15 protein-coding genes are annotated in these 21,513 nt (G+C 73.1%); 4 read left to right on the top strand and 11 right to left on the bottom strand.

Annotated elements, in window-relative coordinates:
* Positions 1-144: 144 nt before the first annotated feature.
* Positions 145-1,434, top strand: coding sequence for a phenylacetate--CoA ligase PaaK (paaK, locus tag ACZ6RC_RS17520; RefSeq protein WP_469583842.1), 1,290 nt, complete (start codon positions 145-147; stop codon positions 1,432-1,434).
* Positions 1,435-1,683: 249 nt separating this feature from the next.
* Here paaK and ACZ6RC_RS17515 read toward each other — a convergent pair whose 3' ends face one another.
* The 4 genes from ACZ6RC_RS17515 to ACZ6RC_RS17500 form a co-directional block, all read right to left on the bottom strand.
* On the bottom strand, positions 1,684-3,225 hold the full coding sequence (locus ACZ6RC_RS17515; RefSeq protein ID WP_469583839.1) for a fatty acyl-CoA synthetase: 1,542 nt from the start codon (positions 3,223-3,225) through the stop codon (positions 1,684-1,686).
* A gap of 37 nt (positions 3,226-3,262) precedes the next feature.
* On the bottom strand, positions 3,263-4,369 hold the full coding sequence (locus ACZ6RC_RS17510; RefSeq protein ID WP_391137293.1) for a calcium:cation antiporter: 1,107 nt from the start codon (positions 4,367-4,369) through the stop codon (positions 3,263-3,265).
* Positions 4,370-4,510: 141 nt separating this feature from the next.
* On the bottom strand, positions 4,511-6,061 hold the full coding sequence (locus ACZ6RC_RS17505; protein WP_391137296.1) for an acyl-CoA synthetase: 1,551 nt from the start codon (positions 6,059-6,061) through the stop codon (positions 4,511-4,513).
* Positions 6,061-7,167, bottom strand: a complete 1,107-nt coding sequence (locus tag ACZ6RC_RS17500) for an NAD(P)H-dependent flavin oxidoreductase (protein ID WP_469583835.1) — start codon at positions 7,165-7,167, stop codon at positions 6,061-6,063. The genes ACZ6RC_RS17505 and ACZ6RC_RS17500 overlap by 1 nt, the downstream gene beginning before the upstream one ends.
* Positions 7,168-7,338: 171 nt before the next feature.
* Between ACZ6RC_RS17500 and ACZ6RC_RS17495 the strand changes: the two genes are divergently transcribed.
* Complete coding sequence (locus tag ACZ6RC_RS17495) at positions 7,339-9,150, top strand: serine hydrolase domain-containing protein (protein ID WP_469583832.1); 1,812 nt, start codon at positions 7,339-7,341, stop codon at positions 9,148-9,150.
* A gap of 22 nt (positions 9,151-9,172) precedes the next feature.
* Here ACZ6RC_RS17495 and ACZ6RC_RS17490 read toward each other — a convergent pair whose 3' ends face one another.
* The 6 genes from ACZ6RC_RS17490 to ACZ6RC_RS17465 form a co-directional block, all read right to left on the bottom strand.
* A complete protein-coding gene (locus ACZ6RC_RS17490; protein WP_469583829.1) occupies positions 9,173-10,213 on the bottom strand; it encodes a proline iminopeptidase-family hydrolase in 1,041 nt (346 codons plus the stop codon).
* 70 nt (positions 10,214-10,283) lie between these two features.
* Positions 10,284-11,192 (bottom strand): LysR family transcriptional regulator, encoded by a 909-nt coding sequence (locus ACZ6RC_RS17485; protein ID WP_391137308.1) that lies wholly within the window; start codon positions 11,190-11,192, stop codon positions 10,284-10,286.
* Between the two features lie 49 nt (positions 11,193-11,241).
* On the bottom strand, positions 11,242-12,441 hold the full coding sequence (locus ACZ6RC_RS17480; protein ID WP_469583825.1) for a glycine C-acetyltransferase: 1,200 nt from the start codon (positions 12,439-12,441) through the stop codon (positions 11,242-11,244).
* Positions 12,442-12,496: 55 nt separating this feature from the next.
* The gene (tdh, locus tag ACZ6RC_RS17475) at positions 12,497-13,531 is read right to left on the bottom strand and encodes an L-threonine 3-dehydrogenase (RefSeq protein ID WP_391137311.1); all 1,035 of its coding nucleotides are present in this window, start codon (positions 13,529-13,531) and stop codon (positions 12,497-12,499) included.
* Between the two features lie 183 nt (positions 13,532-13,714).
* Entirely contained in the window at positions 13,715-15,253 is a 1,539-nt protein-coding gene (locus ACZ6RC_RS17470) for a phytoene desaturase family protein (protein ID WP_469583820.1), read from the bottom strand.
* A 213-nt stretch (positions 15,254-15,466) separates the two neighbouring features.
* Entirely contained in the window at positions 15,467-17,824 is a 2,358-nt protein-coding gene (locus ACZ6RC_RS17465; RefSeq protein WP_469583817.1) for a serine/threonine-protein kinase, read from the bottom strand.
* Positions 17,825-18,149: 325 nt separating this feature from the next.
* On the opposite strand from ACZ6RC_RS17465, the gene ACZ6RC_RS17460 reads away from it, so the two are divergent.
* Positions 18,150-18,695, top strand: a complete 546-nt coding sequence (locus tag ACZ6RC_RS17460; protein ID WP_469583811.1) for a DUF1707 SHOCT-like domain-containing protein — start codon at positions 18,150-18,152, stop codon at positions 18,693-18,695.
* A 50-nt stretch (positions 18,696-18,745) separates the two neighbouring features.
* Here ACZ6RC_RS17460 and ACZ6RC_RS17455 read toward each other — a convergent pair whose 3' ends face one another.
* Positions 18,746-19,480, bottom strand: coding sequence for a translation initiation factor IF-2 (locus ACZ6RC_RS17455; RefSeq protein ID WP_469583809.1), 735 nt, complete (start codon positions 19,478-19,480; stop codon positions 18,746-18,748).
* Positions 19,481-20,330: 850 nt separating this feature from the next.
* Here ACZ6RC_RS17455 and ACZ6RC_RS17450 point away from each other — a divergent pair.
* The gene (locus ACZ6RC_RS17450; RefSeq protein WP_469583806.1) at positions 20,331-21,509 is read left to right on the top strand and encodes a Cmx/CmrA family chloramphenicol efflux MFS transporter; all 1,179 of its coding nucleotides are present in this window, start codon (positions 20,331-20,333) and stop codon (positions 21,507-21,509) included.
* Positions 21,510-21,513 lie beyond the last annotated feature (4 nt).

Raw genomic sequence — 21,513 nt, 5'->3', positions numbered from 1 at the left:
CCGCACGCGCCCGAATCCGGAAAACCGCGCCCGCCCCCTTGCCAAGGACCGGGTCCCGGCGGATTTACTGAACCGAACGGATCAACCGAATGATCGGTCGCCCGATTTACGGGGGTGACGGACGGCGGGACGGGAGTACGGCGCATGACGGACCTGTGGGACAGCGGCGAGCGGCTCGGGCGCGCGGAGCTGGAGACCTTGCAGCTGGAGCGGCTGCGCTCCAGCCTGCGGCACGCGTACGAGAACGTGGACTTCTACCGCCGCTCCTTCGACAAGGCCGGAGTGCGCCCCGAGGACTGCCGCTCGCTCGCCGACCTCGCCCGCTTCCCCTTCACCGCCAAGACCGATCTGCGCGAGCAGTACCCCTTCGGCATGTTCGCCGTCGACCGCTCCCGCGTCCGGCGGATCCACGCCTCCAGCGGGACCACCGGCCGTCCGACGGTCGTCGGCTACACCGACCGCGACCTCGACACCTGGGCGGACGTCGTCGCCCGCTCGATCCGCGCGGCCGGCGGACGCCCCGGCCACCGGGTCCACGTGGCGTACGGCTACGGCCTCTTCACCGGCGGGCTCGGCGCGCACTACGGCGCGGAGCGCCTCGGCTGTACGGTCATCCCCGCGTCCGGCGGCATGACGGCCCGCCAGGTCCAGCTCATCCAGGACTTCGAGCCCGAGATCATCATGGTCACGCCCTCGTACATGCTCACGCTGCTCGACGAGTTCGAGCGCCAGGGCGTCGACCCCCGCACCACCTCGCTCAAGGTGGGGATATTCGGCGCCGAGCCGTGGACGGAGGCCATGCGGCGGGAGATCGAGGAACGGTTCGCCATCGACGCCGTGGACATCTACGGACTCTCGGAGGTCATGGGCCCGGGGGTGGCGCAGGAGTGCGTGGAGACCAAGGACGGTCTGCACATCTGGGAGGACCACTTCTACCCCGAGATCGTGGACCCGGTCACGGGCGAGGTGCTGCCGGACGGGGAGGAAGGCGAGCTGGTGTTCACCTCGCTCACCAAGGAGGCCATGCCCGTCGTCCGCTACCGCACACGGGACCTGACCCGGCTGCTGCCGGGCACGGCGCGGGTGTTCCGGCGGATGGAGAAGGTGACCGGCCGCAGCGACGACATGGTGATCCTGCGCGGAGTGAACCTCTTCCCCACCCAGGTCGAGGAGATCGTGCTGCGGACGGCGGGGGTCGCCCCGCACTTCCAGCTGCGGCTGACCCGGGAAGGGCGGCTCGACGCCCTGACCGTACGGGCCGAGGCGCGCCCGGAGGCGACGCCCGAGCAGCGCTCGGAGGCGGCCCGGTCGATCGCGCAGGCGGTCAAGGACGGGATCGGGGTGTCGGTCGGGGTCGAGGTGGTCGACCCCGAGACGCTGGAGCGGTCCGTGGGCAAGATCAAGCGGATCGTGGACCTGCGCGACGAGCGCTGACCACGGCGACGCGGGGGCCGGGCGCCTGACCGGCCACAGGGGCGCCGGCCCGGGGCGGGCGCCTGAGCAGCGTCAGGAGGGGGCGCCGGCCCGGGGCGGGCACCGGAGCAGCGCCAGGAGGAGGCGCCGGCCCGGGGCGGGCGCCGGCCTGGTCGGGCGCCGGAGCGTCAGGAGGGGAAGCCGGCCCGGGCGGGCGCCGGGCCCGCCGGGAAGGCGACGCGGGTGCGGTCCCGGGCGACCCCCGCGGCCTCAGGACGCCGCGAAGCGGTCCCGTAGCTCCCGCTTCAGGATCTTCCCGCTCGCGTTGCGCGGCAGCTCGTCCACGAAGACGACCTTCTTGGGCGCCTTGAAGTGGGGCAGCCTCGCGCGGGCGTGGTCGAGGAGTTCCGCCTCGGTGGCCCCGCCGCGCGGCACGACGATCGCCGTCACCGCCTCGATCCACCGCTCGTCGGGGAGCCCGACGACGGCGACCTCCGCCACGTCCGGATGGGTGTAGAGGACGTCCTCGACCTGCCGGGAAGCGATCAGGACGCCGCCGGAGTTGATGACGTCCTTCACCCGGTCCACGATCGTGAAGTAGCCCTCGGCGTCCCGGACGGCGAGGTCACCCGAGCGGAACCAGCCGTGACGGAAGGCCTCCTCGGTCTCCCGCGGCCGGTCCCAGTAGCCGTCGCACAGCTGCGGCGAGCGGTAGACGATCTCGCCGGGCGTCCCGTCGGGGACGTCCCTGCCGTCCTCGTCGACGACCTTGGCCTCGACGAAGCGGACGGGCCGGCCGCAGGAGTCCATCCGTCCCTCGTGCTCGTCGGGGCCGAGCACGGTGGCGAGGGGCCCGATCTCGCTCTGTCCGAAGCAGTTGTAGAAGCGCAGGCCCGGCAGTCGCTGCCGCAGCCGCTCCAGGACGGGGACGGGCATGATCGAGGCGCCGTAGTACGCCTTGCGGAGGGCCGAGAGGTCGCGGGCGGCGAAGTCCGGGTGGTTGCCCAGGCCGATCCAGACGGTCGGCGGGGCGAAGAGGCTGTCGGCGCGCCCGGCTTCGATCAGGTCGAAGAGGACCGCCGGATCGGGCGCGTCGACGAGGGTGTTCTCGGCGCCGACCGCCAGATACGGCAGCAGGAAGACGTGCGTCTGCGCGGAGTGGTAGAGCGGCAGCGCGTGGACGGGCTTGTCGTCCTCGTGGAGGTCCAGCGCCTCGATCGCGCTGGCGTACTCGTGGACCAGCGCGCGGTGGGTCATCGTCGCGCCCTTCGGCAGGGCGGTCGTACCCGAGGTGTAGAGGAGCTGGACGTACGCGCGGGAGTCGCGGCCGACGTCGTCCGTGACCGGCTGCGTGTCGTCCGTGACCGGCTGCGTGTCGTACGTGTCCGGCTCGGCGAGGGCCGCGAGGAAGGAGTCGTCCGTGTCCCGGAGCGCCGTCACGGCGAAGCCCTCGGGGATCCGGCCGGCGAGCCCCGGATCGGCGAGGACCAGGGAACTCCCGGACTGCTCCAGGATGTACGCCAGGTCGTCGCCGGTGAGGTGGTGGTTGACGGGCACGTGGATCAGACCGGCGCGCGAGCAGGCCAGGAAGGCGATCAGATAGGCGTCGGAGTTGTGCCCGTAGGTCGCGACGCGGGCGGACTCCGCCAGGCCGTACCGCTCCCGCAGGACGGCGGCGGCGGTGCTCACGGCCGCGTCCAGCTCCGCGTAGGTCCAGGAGCGGTCGGCGTACCGGACGGCGGTCCGTTCGGGGACGCGCCGCGCGCTCGTCCGCAGGACGCCGTCGACGGTGCTGCTCAGGAGTCGTTCCATGGCGCGATCCTCGGCGGGTGCGGGGGGCGGGTCAAGGTCAGGGGCTGAACGAGAGGAAGACGAACGCGGCGAAGATGGAGAGGTGGACGCCGCCCTGGAGGAGCGTGGCCCGGCCGGGCACCACGGTCAGGGCGCTCACCACCGCGGTGAGGACCAGCAGCACCATGTGGAGGGGGCCGAGCCCGAGTACCAGGGGGCCGGACAGCCAGATCGAGGCGAGCGCGATCGCCGGAATCGTCAGGCCGATGCTGGCGATGGCGGAGCCGTACGCGAGGTTGAGGCTGGTCTGCATCCGGTCGCGGCGGGCCGCCCGTACCGCCGCGAGGGTCTCGGGGAGCAGGACCATCAGGGCGATGACCACGCCGACGACGGCCTTGGGCAGGCCCGCGGACTGCACGGCGTCCTCGATGGTCGGCGAGACGAGCTTGGCGTTGCCGACGACGGCGATCAGGGCGAGGACCAGCAGGCCGAGGCTGATCCAGGTCAGCCGGGCGGTCGGCGGTGCGGCGTGGTCGTCCTCCGACAGCGGGGCCTCCCGGCCGTCGGGGGTGACGGGCAGGAAGTAGTCGCGGTGCCGGAAGGTCTGGACGGCGACGAACACGCCGTAGAGGCAGAGCGAGGCGACGGCGGCGAAGGCGAGTTGGGCGCTGGAGAACTCGGGGCCGGGGTGGCTGGTGGTGAACGAGGGCAGGACCAGCGTCATGGTCGCGAGGGTGCAGACGGTGGCGAGCGCGCCGCCGGAGCCCTCGGCGTTGAAGACGGCGACGCGGTTGCGCAGGGCGCCGACGAGGACGGAGAGGCCGACGATGCCGTTGCAGGTGATCATGACGGCCGCGAAGACCGTGTCGCGGGCGTACGTGGAGGTCTTCTCGCCGCCGCCCACCATGAGGCTGACGATCAGTCCGACCTCGATGACCGTGACGGCGACGGCGAGGACGAGCGAGCCGAAGGGTTCGCCGACGCGGTGGGCGACGACCTCGGCGTGGTGCACGGCCGCGAGGACGGCAGCGATCAGGCAGACCGCGATGAGCGCGACGGCGAAGCCGGGTAGGTCCCTGCCCCACGCGAGGCCGAGGGCGACGGCCGCCACGACCGGTCCCCAGGTGGTCCACTGCCGTGCCAGCCCTGCCGCGCTCGAACTCATGATCAGCATACTGCCACAAAGGGTGTGCACACCGGCCATAAGGGTCGGGGGGCCGGGGCGCACGCCCCGGCCCGGCTCACCCGCCCGGCCCGACTGACCCGCCCGGCCCGGCTCACCCGCCCGGCCCGGCTCGTCCGCCCGCTACACCGACCGGTCGCGGCCCTCCCAGTACGGCTCGCGGAGCCGTCGTTTGTAGAGCTTGCCGTTGGGGTCGCGGGGCATCGACAGGATGAAGTCCACGGATTTGGGGCGCTTGTAGCCGGCCAGCCGCCGGGCGCAGTGGTCGAGGATGTCGGCGGCGAGGGCGTCGCCGGGCTCGTGTCCTTCGGCCGTCTCGACGACGGCCTTGACCTCCTCGCCCCACTCGGCGTGCGGGATGCCGAAGGCGGCGGCGTCGGCGACCGCGGGGTGGGCGAGGAGGGCGGCCTCGATCTCGGCCGGGTAGATGTTGACCCCGCCCGAGATGATCATGTCGATCTTGCGGTCGCGGAGGAAGAGGTAGCCGTCCTCGTCGAGGACGCCGAGGTCGCCGACGGTGAAGAAGTCGCCGATGCGGCTCTTCGCGGTCTTCGACGCGTCCTTGTGGTAGGTGAATCCGCCGGTGGTCATCTTCATGTAGACGGTGCCGAGTTCGCCGGCGGGGAGGCGGTTGCCGTCGTCGTCGAAGACGGCGAGTTCGCTGATGGGCCAGGCCTTGCCGACCGTGCCCGGCTTCTTCAGCCACTCCTCGGCGGTGGCGAAGGCTCCGCCGCCCTCGCTCGCCGCGTAGTACTCCTCGACGCAGCCGCCCCACCAGTCGATCATGTCCCGTTTCACGTGTTCGGGGCAGGGCGCGGCGCCGTGGATGGCGTGGCGCATGGAGGAGACGTCATAGCGGCCGCGCACCTCCTCGGGGAGGGCGAGCAGGCGGTGGAACTGGGTGGGGACCATGTGGGTGTGGGTGCAGCGGTGGGTGTCGATCAGCCGCAGCATCTCCTCCGGCGTCCACTTGTCCATGAGGACCAGGGGGTGACCGATGTGCAGGGCCGCCGCGGCGAACTGGAGGACGGCGGTGTGGTAGAGCGGTGAGCAGACGAGGTGGGTGTTGCCGTCGAAGGGCCGGATGCCGAAGATGCCGAGGAAGCCGCCGAGATGGGTCTCCTCGGGGAGCTTGCCGGGCAGCGGGCGGCGGATGCCGCGGGGGCGGCCGGTGGTGCCGGAGGTGTAGTTCATGACCCAGCCGAGGGTGCGGTCCTCGGGCGCCGTCGCGGGGAAGCCCGCGAGGAGCTCGCCGTACGGGCGGAAGCCGGGGATCGCGCCGACCGCGTGGCGGCGGCCCGCGGGCAGTCCGGCCTCGTCGGCGGCGGCGGTCGCGGCGGAGGCGAAGCGTTCGTGGGCGATGAGCACCTTGGCGCCGGAGTCGGCGACGATCCAGGCGATCTCCGGGCCCACCAGGTGGTGGTTGACGGGGACGAGGTAGAAACCGGCCTGGGTGGCGGCGAGGTGGGCGGTGAGGAACTCGACGCCGTTGGGGAGGACCACGGCGAAGGCGTCGCCCCGCTCCAGGCCGGCCGCGCGCAGTCCGTGGACGAGCCGGTTGGCGTCGGCGTGGAGGCGTCCGGCGGTCCACTCCGTGCCGTCCGGTGCGACCAGGACGGTGCGGGAGGGGTCGGCGGCGGCCTGGGACCAGAATCCGTTGGGCGGCTGGCTCATCACTCGCTCCGTCCTGCGATGCGGTTGACGCGGTCGACGGCCCGCTCGAAGCCGCGGGTGAGCTCGTCGAAGACCTGCTGGACGCTCCGTTCGGAGTTCATCCGGCCGACGATCTGCCCGACGGGTGTGCCGAGCAGGGAGTCGACCTCGTACTTCTGGATACGGGAGACGGCCTCGGCGACGAGGAGGCCCTGGAGGGGCATGGGGAGGGTGCCGGGCCCGTCGGGGTCGTCCCAGGCGTCGGTCCATTCGGTGCGCAGTTGGCGGGCGGGCTTGCCGGTGAGCGCGCGGGAGCGGACGGTGTCCCCTGAGCCGGCGGCGAGGAGCTTGGCGGTCAGAGCGCGGGAGTGGAGTTCGGCCTCGGTGGTGGTGAGCCACAGCGAGCCGAGCCAGACGCCCTGGGCGCCGAGGGCGAGGCCGGCGGCGATCTGTTCGCCGCTGCCGATGCCGCCCGCGGCGAGGACGGGCAGCGGGGAGACGGCGTCGACGACCTCGGGGGTCAGGACCATGGAGGCGATCTCGCCCGTGTGGCCGCCCGCCTCGTACCCCTGGGCGACGACGATGTCGATGCCGGCGTCGGCGTGGTGGCGGGCGTGCCGTGCGCTGCCGGCGAGGGCGGCGACCAGGACGTCCCGGTCGTGGGCGCGGGCGACGACGTCGGCGGGCGGGGAGCCGAGCGCGTTGGCGAGGAGCTTGATGGGGTAGTCGAAGGCGACGTCGAGCTGGTCGCGGGCGACCTGTTCCATCCAGCCGGTGATGCGCCAGCCGGAGGCCTCTCCCTCGGCGAGTTCGGGGACGCCGTGCTTGGCGAGGGTCGTACGGACGAACTCCCGGTGCCCCTCGGGGATCATCGCCTCCACCTCCGCCTCGCTCACCCCCTCGACCTTCTTGGCCGGCATGACGACGTCGAGGCCGTACGGCAGCCCCTCGGTGTGCTCCTGCATCCAGTCGAGGTCGCGGGCGAGCTCGTCGGGGGCGGTGTAGCGGACCGCGCCGAGGACGCCGAATCCGCCGGCTCTGGTGAGGGCGGCGGCCACCGCGGGGAAGGGCGTGAAGCCGAAGATGGCGTGCTCGATCCCCAGTTTTTGGCTCAGCTCCGTCTTCATGGGCGGCAGGATGCCGCAGCGGAGCGGACGAGGGAAGAGAGTTTCTGATGCCACGTCAGATTCTTTGTGGCACCGACCGCTTCCTTGACGCCTTCCCGCCCCGGTAAGAAAGTTTCAGATGTGATGGGTGTTCCCGAAGGATTCTTTCAGTGGCATGGGAGAGGGTAGGGGATGACGGAGGAAGCGACAGCGGGCGCACCGGGCCGGGGCGTCGGCCGCCGGGTGTTCGGCGGCGGGCTGCTGGCCCTGGGAGGTGCGGTGATGGTCGGCTCGATTCCGGGGGCCGCCGCCGCCTCCGGGGCCGCCCGTGCGGGACGGCCCGGCCCGACCGGCAGGACCACGCTGCGGTACGGCTCCGCGGCACGCGCCGGGCTGCTTCCCGGGCCGCTCGACCGGCTCGTCGCAGAAGCCGAGACGTACCTCGGCCCCTCCCCCGCCCACCCCTGGTACGCGGGCGCGGTGCTGCTCGCCGGGCGGGGCGGAACGGTCGCGCTGCACCGGGCCATCGGCTCGGCCGTACGGTACGCGCGCTACGACGAGAAGACGGACACCGGCGTCGAACTCCCCGAGGAGCGGCGGATCGCGATGGCCGAGGACACGGTCTTCGACCTCGCGTCCGTCTCCAAGCTGTTCACCTCGCTCCTCGCGGTCCAGCAGATCGAGCGCGGGGCGCTGGGGCTGGAGGCGAAGGTCACGACGTACCTCCCGCTGTTCGGCGGGGGCGGGAAGCAGGACGTCACGGTCCGTCAGCTGCTCACCCACACCTCGGGGTTCCGGGCCTGGATCCCGCTCTACAAGGAGCCGACGCGGGAGGGGCGGCTGAGGCTGCTGTGGAACGAGGTACTCGCCGCCCCGCCGGGAACGGCGTACCTCTACTCCGACCTGAACCTGATCACGCTCCAGCTGGTCCTGGAGGAGATCACCGGCCGCCCGCTGGACGTCCTGCTCCGCGAGGAGATCACCGACCCCCTCGGCATGCGCCGCACACGGTTCAACCCGCCGCCCTCCTGGCGGCCGCGGATCGCGGCGACGGAGGACGCCCGGCTCCCCTGGTCCGGTCTCGACCGGGGCATGGTGTGGGGCGAGGTCCACGACGAGAACGCCTACGGCATGGGCGGGGTGGCCGGGCACGCCGGGGTCTTCTCCTGCGCGTGGGACCTGGCGGTGCTGGCCCGCACGCTCCTCAACGGCGGGGCGTACGGCCGCGCCCGGATCCTCGCCCCGGAGTCCGTGGAGCTGATGTTCACCGACTTCAACACCGCGTTCCCGGGCGACGAGCACGGCCTCGGCTTCGAGCTCCACCAGCACTGGTACATGGGCGCGATGGCCACCCCGCGCACGGCCGGCCACACCGGTTTCACCGGCACCAGCCTGGTCCTGGACCCGACCACCGACGCGTTCCTCGTCGTCCTCGGCAACTCCGTCCACCCCGTGCGGACCTGGCGCTCCGGCTCGGCGCCCCGGGTCGCGGCGGCCGACGCGCTGGCCCGCGCCGTGCCGGTCCGCCCGGCTCACGGCCGGACGGCCTGGTTCTCGGGGATGGCGAGCGCCACGACCGCCACGCTCGCCCTTCCCGCACTGCCGCCGGGCGCCGCGCGGCTGCGGTGCGCCGTGTGGTGGGACACCGAACCCGGCGCGGACGCCGCCTTCCTGGAGGCGTCCCGGGACGACGGAGCGACCTGGGGGCCGGTGCCGTTCACCACCGTGCGCAGGGGCGAGGAGCCCCGGCCCCGGCCGTCCGGCGCGGTGGGCGGCTGGTCCGGACGGGTCTGGTACGAAGCGGCCGCCGACCTCACGACCTGGGGTTCCGCATCCGTGCGCCTGCGCTGGCGGTACACGACGGACGGGCGCTACGTCGGGCGTGGGGTGTACGTGGACGGGCTGCGGATCCTCGACGGCGCGGGCCGGCCCCTCTTCGACGAGGCGCGGGCGTCGGACGCGGCCCGGATCGACGCGGTGGGGTGGACCAGATCGGCCGACTGAGCAGGGCGGGGACGGGCGCCGCTCAGCGGTGCCCGGTGTCGGTATCGGTATCGGTCGCGGTCTCGGTCGCGGTCACGGTCTCGGCCTCCGCATCGGTGAGGAACTCCTCCACGACGCGGCGGTAGCGCTCCGGCTCCTCGACGGAGGCGAGGTGGGCGCTGTCCTCGAAGAGGACCCACGCGGCGCCCGGGATGGCGTCCGCCAGGGGCCGGACGAGGTCGGGCACCACCACGTCGTGGCGTCCGGAGGTCAGCAGGACGGGCAGGTCGAGCTCGCCCAGCCGGGCGCTGACGTCCCAGTCCTTCAGGCTTCCGGTGACGTTCCACTCCGGGCCCCACAGCGCCGCGTTCACCTCCTCCCGCAGGGTGAGGACGGAGCGCACGACGTGCTCGGGCCAGGGGTCCAGACGGCACAGCCACCGCTGGTAGAAGGCCATGGCCGCGCCGAGATAGGCGTCGTCGTCGGTGGTGCCCTCCGCCTCGCAGCGGTCGATCACCTCGCGCACCTCCGCAGGGAGGGAGTCCTTCAGCCGCCGCGCCTCGGCGGCGTAGGCGGGGGCGTCGGCGATGGGGCCCGCCAGCACGAGAGAGACCACCCCGGAGGGCTTGCCGAGCATGTACTCCAGCAGCACCTGGGTGCCCCAGGAGTGGCCGAGGAGGTGGACCCGGTCCAGTCCGAGGGCGCCGCGGACGGCGTCGATCTCGGCGACGAAGGTCTCCATCGTCCACAGGGCGGGGTCCTCGGCCGTCTCGGACCGGCCGCAGCCGAGCTGGTCGTAGAAGACGACGGTCCGGCCGCCCACGGGAGGACCTCCGTCGGGGTGGGCGCCCGCGTCGTCCCCGCCCTTGCTGGCGCCCGCGTCCTCGCCGCCGCTCCCGAGCCGGCCGGGGCCCGCGTCCTCGCCGGCGAGGGCGGCGAGGTCCTCCATATAGTCGTGCGGCAGCCCGGGCCCTCCGTGGACCACGAGGAGCGGCACCTTCTCCCCCACCGACGGCAGCGGGCCCACGGCCTGGTACCAGGTGTGGAAGCCGCGGAACGGCACGGTCCCTTCGGTCACGGCCATGGCGCCTCCTGAGAAGATCCGGCAGCCCTTCCATGATGGGCGGGCCGGCGGCGGGGGCGCACGCCGTGGATCAGCCGGCGGGCTCCGCCGCCGCGCGCAGCGCGGCCAGGACCGGGCTGATCAGCGGATGCTCCTCGGCCCCGCGCCGGACGGCGGCGAAGACCCGGCGGGTGGGGGCGACGCCGTCGACCGGCCGGATGACGACATCGGCGAGTTCCATGCCGCGGAGGGCCGAACGCGGGACGAGGGCCACGCCCGCCCCGGCCGAGGCGAGCGCGACGACGGCGCGGAAATCGTCGGAGGAGTGCTCCAGACGGGGGGCGAAGCCCGCGTACTCGCAGGCGAGGACGGTCACGTCGTGACAGGGGTTGCCGGCGGACTGGCCGATCCAGGCGTCCCGGGCGAGGTCGGCCAGCGCGACCCGCTCGCCGTCGGCGAGGCCGTGGCCGGGGGGCAGGACGGCGTCGAAGGGCTCCGCGTACAGCGGGACGCGGGTGAGCCGGGCGTCGTCCTCGCCGGGGGCGCCGCGGTACTCGACGGCGACCGCCACGTCGACCTGCCGGTCCAGGACCATCAGCAGGCTCTCGTCGCCCTCCGCGTCCCGCACCCGCACCCGGATGCCGGGCGAGGTGCGGGCGAGTCCGGTGATGGCCGGGGCGACGACCAGGCCGATGCCGGTGGCGAACGCGGCCACCGTGACCGTACCGGCCTCTCCGGAGCCGTAGGCCGCGAGTTCGGACTCGGCCCGCTCCAGCTGGGCCAGGACGGCGTTGGCGTGGTCCAGTAGGATCTCGCCGGCCGGGGTGAGGCGCGCCCCGCGGGCGTTGCGCTCGACCAGCCGGTGACCGGTCTCCTGCTCGAGGGCCGCGAGCTGCTGGGAGACCGCGGACGGCGTGAGGTAGAGCGCGGCGGCCGCCGCCGTGACCGTACGGTGGTCGGCCACCGCACGGAGGATGTGCAGCCGCCGCGCTTCGATCATTGACTCGGTCCCGTCCGGTCGGTCCTGCCGGCTCGTGACCGGTCGGGACCTAGTCTCGCAGGGCGGCGCGGGCGTCGACGAACGCGTCGACCGCGCGGTTGACGTCCTCGGTGGAGTGGGCCGCCGACAGCTGGACACGGATGCGCGCCTGGCCCTGCGGGACGACGGGGTACGAGAAGCCGATCACGTACACCCCGCGCTCCAGGAGCTGCTCCGCCATCCGTCCGGCCTCCGCCGCGTCGCCGATCATGACGGGGGCGATGGCGTGGTCGCCGGGGAGGACGTCGAAGCCCTCCTCGGTCATCCGCGAGCGGAAGAGCGCGGTGTTGGCGCGCAGGCGCTCGCGCAGCTCGCCGGCCGACTCCAGCAGGTCGATGACCTTCAGGGAGGCGGCGGCGATGACCGGGGCGAGGGTGTTCGAGAAGAGGTACGGGCGGGAGCGCTGGCGCAGCAGGGCGACGATCTCGGCGCGGGCGGCGACGTAACCGCCGGAGGCTCCGCCGAGGGCCTTGCCGAGCGTGCCGGTGATGATGTCGACGCGGTCCATCACGCCGTGCAGCTCGGGCGTTCCCCGGCCGCCGGGGCCGACGAAGCCGACGGCGTGCGAGTCGTCGACCATCACTATGGCGTCGTGACGCTCGGCCAGGTCGCAGATCTCGTCGAGCGGGGCGACGTAGCCGTCCATGGAGAAGACGCCGTCGGTGACGATCAGCTTGCGCCGGGCGCCGCCCTCGGTGGCCTCCTTGAGCTGGCGCTCCAGGTCGGCCATGTCACGGTTGGCGTAGCGGAAGCGGCGCGCCTTGGAGAGGCGGATGCCGTCGATGATGCTGGCGTGGTTGAGGGCGTCGGAGATGACGGCGTCCTCGGGGCCGAGGATCGTCTCGAAGACTCCGCCGTTGGCGTCGAAGCAGGAGGAGTAGAGGATCGTGTCCTCCTGGCCGAGGAACGACGACAGCCGCGCCTCCAGCTCCTTGTGGACCTCCTGCGTGCCGCAGATGAAGCGCACGGACGCCATGCCGTAGCCCCAGCGGTCGAGCGCCTCGTGGGCGGCGGCGATCACCTCGGGGTGGTCGGCGAGCCCGAGGTAGTTGTTGGCGCAGAAGTTGAGCACCTCGCCGGGCCGCCCGCCGGAGGTGACGGCGACGGTGGCGGACTGCGGGGTGCCGATGACCCGCTCGGGCTTGTGCAGGCCGGCGGCGCGGATCTCGTCGAGGGTGGTGCGGAGATCGTCGCGGACGGAGGAGAACATCGGAGGGCTCCTGGGAGGTGGAGAGGCGGGAGGGGGCGGGGACGGCGACCGGCTTCTAGTCCGTACCGCTCCAGTCGAGGATGATCTTGCCGCCCTTGCCGGAGGCGGCGTCGTCGAAGGCCGCCTCGAAGTCGCGGTAGTCGTACCGGCCGGTGATCACCGGGGAGAGGTCGAGGCCGCCCTCCAGGAGCACCGACATCGCGTACCAGGTCTCGTACATCTCGCGGCCGTAGATGCCCTTGATGGTGATCATCGAGGTGACGATCTTCGCCCAGTCGACGGAGAAGTCCTCGGCGGGCAGGCCGAGCATCGCGATCTTGCCGCCGTTGGTCATGTTCGCGACCATGTCGCGCATCGCGCGCGGGTTGCCGGACATCTCCAGGCCGACGTCGAAGCCCTCCTTGAGGCCGAGCGTGCGCTGTCCGTCGGCGATCGTCTGCTCGGCGACGTTCAGGGCCAGCGACACGCCCGCCTTGCGGGCGAGGTCGAGGCGCTCCTCGCTCACGTCGGTGATGACGACGTGGCGGGCGCCGGCGTGCTTGGCGACGGCGGCGGCCATGATGCCGATCGGGCCCGCGCCGGTGACCAGCACGTCCTCGCCGACGAGCGGGAAGGAGAGGGCGGTGTGCACGGCGTTGCCGAAGGGGTCGAAGATCGCGGCGATGTCGAGGTCGACGGGGACGCGGTGCACCCACACGTTGGACGCGGGCAGGGCGACGTACTCCGCGAACGCGCCGTCGCGGCCGACGCCGAGGCCGACGGTGGCGCGGCAGAGGTGGCGGCGGCCGGCCAGACAGTTGCGGCACTTGCCGCAGACGAGGTGACCTTCGCCGCTGACCAGGTCGCCGATCCGGATGTCCGCGACGTCACGGCCGGTCTCGACGACCTCGCCGACGAACTCGTGGCCGAGGGTGAGCGGGGTGGCGATGGTCTTCTGGGCCCAGCCGTCCCAGGAGCGGATGTGGAGGTCCGTCCCGCAGATCCCGGTCCGCTTGACCTTGATCAGTACGTCCGCGGCGCCGATCTCCGGCTCCGGCACGTCCGTGAGCCAGAGTCCCGGCTCCGCCTTCTGCTTGACCAGTGCCTTCAATGCCGTGGCTCCCGACGTACGAGTCCTGTGAGTGAGGGGGTCCGGGCGCGGTTTCACGCCAAGATCCCCACAGGAGAATCTTCCGTACGCCGGGCCCGAGGTCCATCGAGGTTTTCTTAAGCACGGTCGCAGATCAGCTTCACGTCCTCGGCGGGGGCGCGCCGACGGGCGGTCGCCGGGGTGTCACCGCCCCAGCGCCGCCATCGCCGCGTTGTGTCCGGGGATGCCGCTGACCCCGCCGCCCCGGACGGCTCCGGCGCCGCACAGCAGCACGTTGGGGTGGGCGGTCTCGACGCCCCAACGTCCGGAGCCGTCCTCGCCGTAGGGGAAGGAGAGGTCGCGGTGGAAGATGTGGCCGCCGGGGAGCCGCAGATCGCGTTCCAGGTCGAGGGGGGTCTTCGCCTCGATGCACGGGCGGCCGTCCGCGTCGAGGGCGAGGCAGTCGGTGATCGGCTCGTCGAGAACCGCGTCGAGCTCCGCCAGGGTCGCCTTGAGCAGGTCGGCGCGGGCGGTGTCGTGGTCGGCGGCGAAGAGGCGTGCGGGGGTGTGCAGTCCGAAGAGGGTGAGGGTCTGGTAGCCGCGCGCGGCGAGGTCACGGCCGAGGATCGTGGGGTCGGTCAGGGAGTGGCAGTAGATCTCGGAGGGCGGCGTGCTCGGCAGCCGGCCGGCCGCCGCTTCGGCGTAGGCGGTCGCCAACTGCCCGTACCCCTCGGCGATGTGGAACGTCCCGGCGAACGCCTCGCGCGGGTCGACGGACCGGTCCCGGAGCCGGGGCAGCCGGGTGAGCAGCATGTTGACCTTGAGCTGGGCGCCTTCGGCGGGCGTCGGGGCCGTCTCGCCGAGGAGGGCGGCGAGGGTCTGCGGGGAGGCGTTCACCAGCGCGTGCGTGGCCTCGACCGTCCCTTCGCCCTCCGCCGTGCGGTAACCGATCGCGGCGCGGCGGCCGTCCGTCTCGATGCGGGTGACCTCGTGCCCGGTGCGGATCTCGGCGCCCGCCGTGCGGGCGGCGTCCGCGAGGGCGTCGGTGAGCGCGCCCATGCCGCCGACGGGGACGTCCCAGTCGCCGGTGCCGCCGCCGATCACGTGGTAGAGGAAGCAGCGGTTCTGGAGCAGGGTCGGGTCGTGGGCGTCGGCGAAGGTGCCGATCAGGGCGTCGGTGAGGACGACGCCCCGGACGAGGTCGTCGGCGAAGGTCTCCTCGACCGCGGCTCCGATGGGCCGCTCGAACAGCATGCGCCAGGCGGTCTCGTCGTCGACGCGGGCGCGCAGTTCGTCCCGGGTGGGCAGCGGTTCGGTGAGGGTGGGGAAGACGCGCTCGGCGACCTGGGCGGTACGGCCGTAGAACGCCTGCCACGCCTCGTACTCGCGGTCCGATCCGGTGAGGGCGGCGAAGGAGGCGCGGGTCCGGTCGGGTCCGCCGCCGACGAGGAGCCCGCCGTCGCCCTTCGGGGTGTACGAGGAGACGGACCGTTTCCGCACGGCGAACCGCAGCCCCAGTTCGCGCACGATCTTCTGCGGCAGGAGCGAGACCAGGTAGGAGTACCGGGAGAGGCGGGCGTCGATCCCGGCGAAGGGCCGGGTGGAGACGGCGGCGCCGCCGGTCGAGCCGAGGCGTTCCAGGACGAGGACGGTGCGTCCGGCGCGGGCGAGGTAGGCGGCGGCGACCAGTCCGTTGTGGCCACCGCCGACGATGACGGCGTCGTACGAGCGCTGTGCGGTCATGTCCCTTGCTAACACGCGGCACTCCCGGCGCGGAACCCCGCCCTCCGCCCGGGGAACCGGGCGTGGGAGGGGCCGAGGTCGGCTGGCGAGGGACGTCGGGGGGCGGGGTGAGGTGGCCACGGCGGGGTCGGGGTGAGGTGGCCACACGGATGGCGGGGCGGTTGCGGCCGGGGGGTCAGGGGGCCGGGTGGCGGGGCGGTTGCGGCCGCGGGGTCAGGGGGCCGGGTGGCGCAGGGCCGCGACCCTGCGGTACAGCTCCACGGCCTCCGCGTGGCGGCCGAGCCGTTCCAGGCAGTGCGCCTCGTCGTGACGCCCGGTGAGGGTTTCGGGGTGTTCGGCACCCAGCGCTCGCTCGCGGACCTCGGCGACCTGCCGGTAGGCGGTCAGTGCCTCTTCCCAGCGGTCCAGCCAGCCGAGACAGACGGCCACCTCGCGGCGGCTGAGCAGCGCGTCGGGGTGCTCGGCGCCGAGGACCCGCTCGCGGACGGCGCACACGTCCCGCGCCTCCGCCAGGGCCTCCTCCCAGCGGGCGAGGCGACCGAGGTTGACGCCGAGGCCGTGCCGGGCGCGCAGCGTCTCGGGGTCCTCGGGGCCGTGGATCCGGGTGCGGTCGGCCACCAGGTCGCGGTAGAGCTCCAGGGCCTCGGCGCCGCGGCCGAGCCGGCCCAGGCAGATGCCGACTTCGTAGCGGGCGGCGAGCGTGGCCGGGTGGTCGGGGCCGAGGACGGAGCCGCGGGCCGTGGCGACCTCGCGGTAGCCGTTCAGCGCCTCGGACCAGCGGCCCAGCCGGCCCAGGGTGGAGGCGACCTCGTAGCGGGTGACCAGGGTGTCGGGGTGGTCGGCGCCGAGCAGCCGGGCCCGCGCCTCGGCGACCTCCTTGGCCAGTCGGTACGACTCCTCCGTCCGGCCGAGGCGGCCCAGGTTGAAGGCCAGGTTGTGACGGCAGCGCAGGGTGTCGGGGTGGTCGGGGCCCATGGTGCGTTCGCGGGAGGCAAGCACGGAGGCGTAGACGTCGTGCGCCTCGAAGTGCCGCCCGAGGCGGCCCAGGACGTACGCCGTCTCCTGGCGCGCGGCGAGGGTCTCGGGGTGGTCCGGCCCGAGCGCGCGGGCCCGCCCCTCGGCGACCCGGCCGAACTCGCGCAGGGCGTCGGCCGGGCGGGAGAGCCTGCTGAGTGTGAAGGCGAACTCGTACCGGCTGGCGAGGGTGTCGGTGTGGTCGGGCCCGAGGACCCGCTCGCGGTCGTGCGCCACGGAGCGGTGGACGTCGCTCGCCTCCTCCCAGCGGCCGAGCCGGCCCAGGCCGAGACCGGCCCGGTGCCGCCCGTCGAGCACGGCGATCAGCTCCGGTGGGGCGGCGGGGTGGGCGGGCTGGGGGCCGGAAGGGGTCGGCGGCAGGGCCGGGGGCACGGCGGGTGACGCGGTGGTCCACTCCCCCGTGAGCCCGACGGCCGGGTCGTAGACCGGTTGCCGCAGCGCGGCGGAGCCGGCTGTCGCCTTGTGGCCGACGGTCATGCCCCGCGTCCAGGAGGGCAGGAGGGAGGAGCCGAGCGGGGTCGCCGTCGCGGTGGCCGTGGCGCTGGTGGTCGCGTCCGGCGTGGCCGACGCCGTCGTCGTGGGCCCGGGGTGCGAGAGGGTCCGCATGGTCGTCCCCGTGGCGGCCCGGGCGGCCGGCGTCGGGTGGAACGCCGTGGCGGGCCCGTGAACGGCGGTCGGGACAGGGCCCGTTCGGGCGGTGAGGATCCGGCGGCGCAGATCACCGGCGTCGGTGGGCCGCCCGTCAGGCGTCTTCGCCAGCAGGTCGAGGACGATCCGGTCCAGATAGTCGGGCAGTTCCGCGCGGTGGGTCCGCAGGGGGCGCGGCGGGGTGTCCCGGTGGCCGACGAGGACGGCCCAGGCGTCGTCGAGGTCGAACGGCGGCGCGCCCGTGGCGATCTCGTACAGCACACAGCCCAGCGAGTAGAGATCGCTGCGGTGGTCGACCTCGCCGCCGCTGATCTGCTCGGGTGACATGTAGTGCGGCGTCCCCATGGCGATGCCGGTGCCGGTGAGGCGTGAGGTGAAGCCGATGTCGGCGCCGAGGCGCGCGATCCCGAAGTCGCAGATCTTCACGGCGCCGTCGCCGAGCCGCATGATGTTGGCCGGCTTGAGGTCCCGGTGCACGATGCCCTGGCGGTGGGTGTACGCCAGGGCGTCGGCGACCTGTTCGGCGATGTCCACGACGTCGGGGACGGGCAGCGGATGCTGCGCGTTCTCCTCCAGGAGCTGGCTGAGGTTCCGGCCCTCCAGCAGCTCCATCACCAGGAAGAGCACGCCCTCGGACTCGCCGAAGTCGTGGACGACCGTCACGCCGCGGTGCTGGAGGGAGGCGGCGACCCGTGCCTCGCGCCGGAAGCGTTCGCGGAGGACCCGTGTGAAGTCGGGATCCCGCTGGGGCCCCAGCGGCTTGAGGCACTTGACCGCGACGCGGCGGCCGAGCGACTCGTCGGTCGCGCGCCACACCTCGCCCATGCCGCCGCGCCCGATCACGTCGTGCAGCCGGTAGCGGCCCTGGATCAGCCTGGTTTCCGCCATCTCGTGGTGTCGCCCCCGTCGATTCGTCGCACCCTCCCCGGCCCGTCCAGTATGGCGGCCGGTCTGCGGAGTTTGTACGGGGCGGGGGCGCACGGCCGTCGGCGCGGGCCGGCCCGGGCCGCGCCGTACAGGACACGGACCGGAGGCGACACGCGAGGGGCGGGCCGACGGCCGGACACGACACGCCGGGCCCGGCGGCGCCCTGGCCGCGAAGCGAGCGGCGGCGCGGGCCCGGGCGGGAGGGGCCGTCGAAGGTTCGCTCAGTCTCCGATCGCCGTGCGCGCTCGCCATGTTCGTACCGTCCGCTCGGTCCTAGAGTGAGACGGTGACCTCTCTCCCGGACTCCCCGTCGTCGCCGATCGGCGAGGACGCGCGTGACACGGCCGTCCAGCGACTGCAGGAGGCGTACGCCCAAGGGCACCTCTCGCACGAGGAGATGGACGAAGGCCTCGACCGCGTGCTCACCGCCACCACGCGCGGCGACCTCGTCGCGGCCACGGCCTCCCTTCCTCCGGAGAGCGCGGGCACGACGTCCACGATCGCCGTCGCGGCCGGACGGATCCGTCGCCGCGGCGCCTGGCGGGTGCCGCGGACGCTCAAGGTCGAGTCGGCGTTCGGAAGGGTGCGCCTCGACCTGTCCCGGGCGGTGTTCGAGCACCCGGCGGTCGACATCGAGCTGCTTCTCGGCACCGGCAAGGCCAGGATCACGGTGCCGCGCGACGCCGTCGTCGACCTCGACGACCTTCACACGGGGTGGAAGGACTCTCGTTACACGCCGCCTCGCCGCCCCGGCTCCGGCGGTGGGCCCAGGATCCGGATCTCGGGGACGCTGGGGTTCGGCCGCCTGAAGGTCCGCCACGCCCGCCGCTGACGGCGCGCGGCCGACGCGGGAGGGGCTTCGCCCGGAGTCGCCGGGCCCGCTCAGTGCGGGGGCCCTAGCCGGTTCAGGGCGCTGGTGACGCTGCAGCCGCCCTCGCCGGGCATCCGCTGGATCCGGGTCGGCGACCACACCGCCGTCTCGCCGGGGGCCACGCGGGCGAGAAGGCAGTCCTGCGGGTCGAAGCCGTTGCCCGGCAGCGACAGAAGCACACCGACCCGTCCGCCGATCGCCTTCACCTCGGTACGGATCGTCGGATGCAGGTCCAGGGCGGCGAGCACACGGCGTACCGCGGCCTCGTCGGCCCGGCCGCCCTCCGGTACCCGGGGAAGCTTCGCGTCCAGTTCCTCGTAGGGCAGCGGGGGCGGTTCGGGCGGCGGGGCGAAGACCAGCGGAGGGCCGTCCGGGCAGTCGGCGTCCCGGGGCTCCTCACGCCACTCCGTCCTGGGCGACACCCGCACCGCGAAACAGCGCTCCACGACGACCTCCTCGGCGTCGCGCCACTCCGCGTACGCCGAGCCGGACGTGCGGACGACCACGTCGACACCGTCCCCGTCGTGCGTCGAGGTACCCGTCAGCCGCAGGACCTCCACCCCGTCGATACCGGAGGCGGAACGCCCGACCTCCTCCGCCGTGCGCGGACGCTGGCCGTAGAGCCGCTCGCCCGCCTTCCGGGCCACCTCCCGCGCGGCGTCCGTCGCCTCGTCCTCGGCGGTCGGCACCACGCCGCAACCGACGGCGAACAGCAACAGCGGTGCGAGCAGCAGTAGTCGGCGCATACGTCCACCCTCCCGGCGCCCCGCGCGGCGGGCGACCGCTCGCGTACTCAGACCGGCGTGGGTGATCGTACTCAGCCGGGACGCCGCCCGGGCGTGCGGGCCGCGCTCGGCCGGCCGAGTCGGCGGGCGGGGGCTCACCGCGCGGATCCCATGACGCCGCAGGCGACTGCGGATCGAGCTGCTGCAGGCGACCTAGGCCGTTTCCTTCGGATCACGGAGAATCGGCTTGCGCGAGGTGAGGCGCGGGAGGAAGGAGACACGGATGGCACTCGTCATGGAACTTCGTCGAGGACGCTCGGTGTCCCGGGCCGGGCGAAGGCCTGGGCCCCGGCCGCCGACAGGGATGCTGGAGCGGCTGGTTGATGACAACGACGAGTTGGCGAGGGTTGTTGAGCGGCTTCTCGGGCGACTAGAGCGTGAGGACGTCCGCAGCCGCGGCAGGAAGGCTGCGTCCTAGGGGCCCGCGGCCTGGCCCGTCGCGGAGATCATGCCTCTGACGCTACGGCCTCCCACTGACAGGATCATCCTGGGAGGTCTCCTTCGATCAATCCTGAGCTGCGAAAGTCCCGCAAGACACGACCTAGCTGTTGCGGGGCATGACGTTGGTGACTCAGGCCGATGTCAGTGAAACCAAGATGCTTCGACGGGCATCGGTCAGGTAGCGTGCGGGCCATGTCGAGTCCTGAGTCAGACAAGGTGGGGGCTTTCGGTCACGCCGTCAGCCCCCTGAACCACTGAGCTCGTAGCCCTGTCGTCGCGCCGCATTCTGCGGCCGGGCGAGTGTGCCCTTGGGGCTGGCCGCGGTGACGAGATGACCTTCTCGTGCTTCTCCTCACCTCGGAGCCACTCGATGCCTCTCCCGCTGTACCTGCTTGCCATGGCGGTTTTCGCCATGGGCACCTCGGAATTCATGCTCGCCGGCCTCTTGCCGGACATCGCCTCAGACCTCGACGTCACAGTTGGGACAGCCGGCACGCTCACCTCGGCCTTCGCGGTCGGCATGATCGTCGGTGCCCCCCTTGTGGCCGCGCTTGCCCGCAACTGGCCCAGGCGCTCCAGCCTTCTCGGGTTCATCCTCACTTTCGCGGCAGCTCACGCCGTGGGGGCCATCACCACCAGCTTCCCCGTCCTGTTCGCCACCCGGGTCGTCGCCGCGCTCGCGAACGCAGGGTTCCTTGCCGTCGCTCTGACGGCTGCCGCCACGCTGGTCTCACCCGACAAGAAGGGACGTGCGCTGGCCGTGCTGCTGTCAGGCACGACGGTGGCCACGATCGCCGGTGTCCCTGGCGGCTCGGTGCTCGGCTCGTTGCTCGGCTGGCGGGCCACATTCTGGGCTGTCGCCGCTCTCTGCCTGCCGGCAGCTCTCGGCATCCTGAAGGGAATCCCAGCAGGACGTGATGAAGAGGAGGCGACTGGCAGGCCGGCGTTGCGAGCGGAGCTCGCCCAGCTCACACGGCCGCCGTTGATTCTGGTGATGCTGCTCGGCGCGCTGGTCAACGCGGCAACCTTCGGAAGCCTCACCTTCCTCGCCCCCGTGGTGACCGACAGCGCCGGGCTGGGCGAATTGTGGATCTCTGTCGCCCTGGTGCTCTTCGGCGCCGGTTCCTTCGTGGGCGTCACCGTCGCCGGCCGACTGTCCGACCGGCGCCCCGGTCCAGTCATCGCAGTCGGCGGCCCGCTGCTGCTCATCGGCTGGCTGGCCCTCGCGATGCTGGCCAACGAGCCGGTCGCCCTGTTCATTCTCGTGTTCGTGCAGGGCGCACTGTCGTTCGCGCTGGGCAGCACGCTGATCACGCGGGTCCTCTACGAGGCCGCGGGAGCCCCCACCATGGCCGGCTCGTATGCGACGGCGGCGCTCAACGTGGGCGCCGCCGTCGGCCCCGTCATCGCTGCGGCCACCCTCGGCACCGAAGCCGGCGACCTTGGGCCGCTCTGGGCAAGCGGACTCCTCGTCGCGGTCGCGCTGCTCATCGCGTTCCCCCTCCTCACCGCCCTCACGGCCGGCCGGAGCACCGAGGTCGTCCGGTGACACA

It is taken from the genome of Streptomyces sp. NPDC048353, from assembly GCF_055587165.1.
Note: the sequence above shows the minus strand (reverse complement) of the source record. Positions and strands in the feature narration are given on the sequence as shown.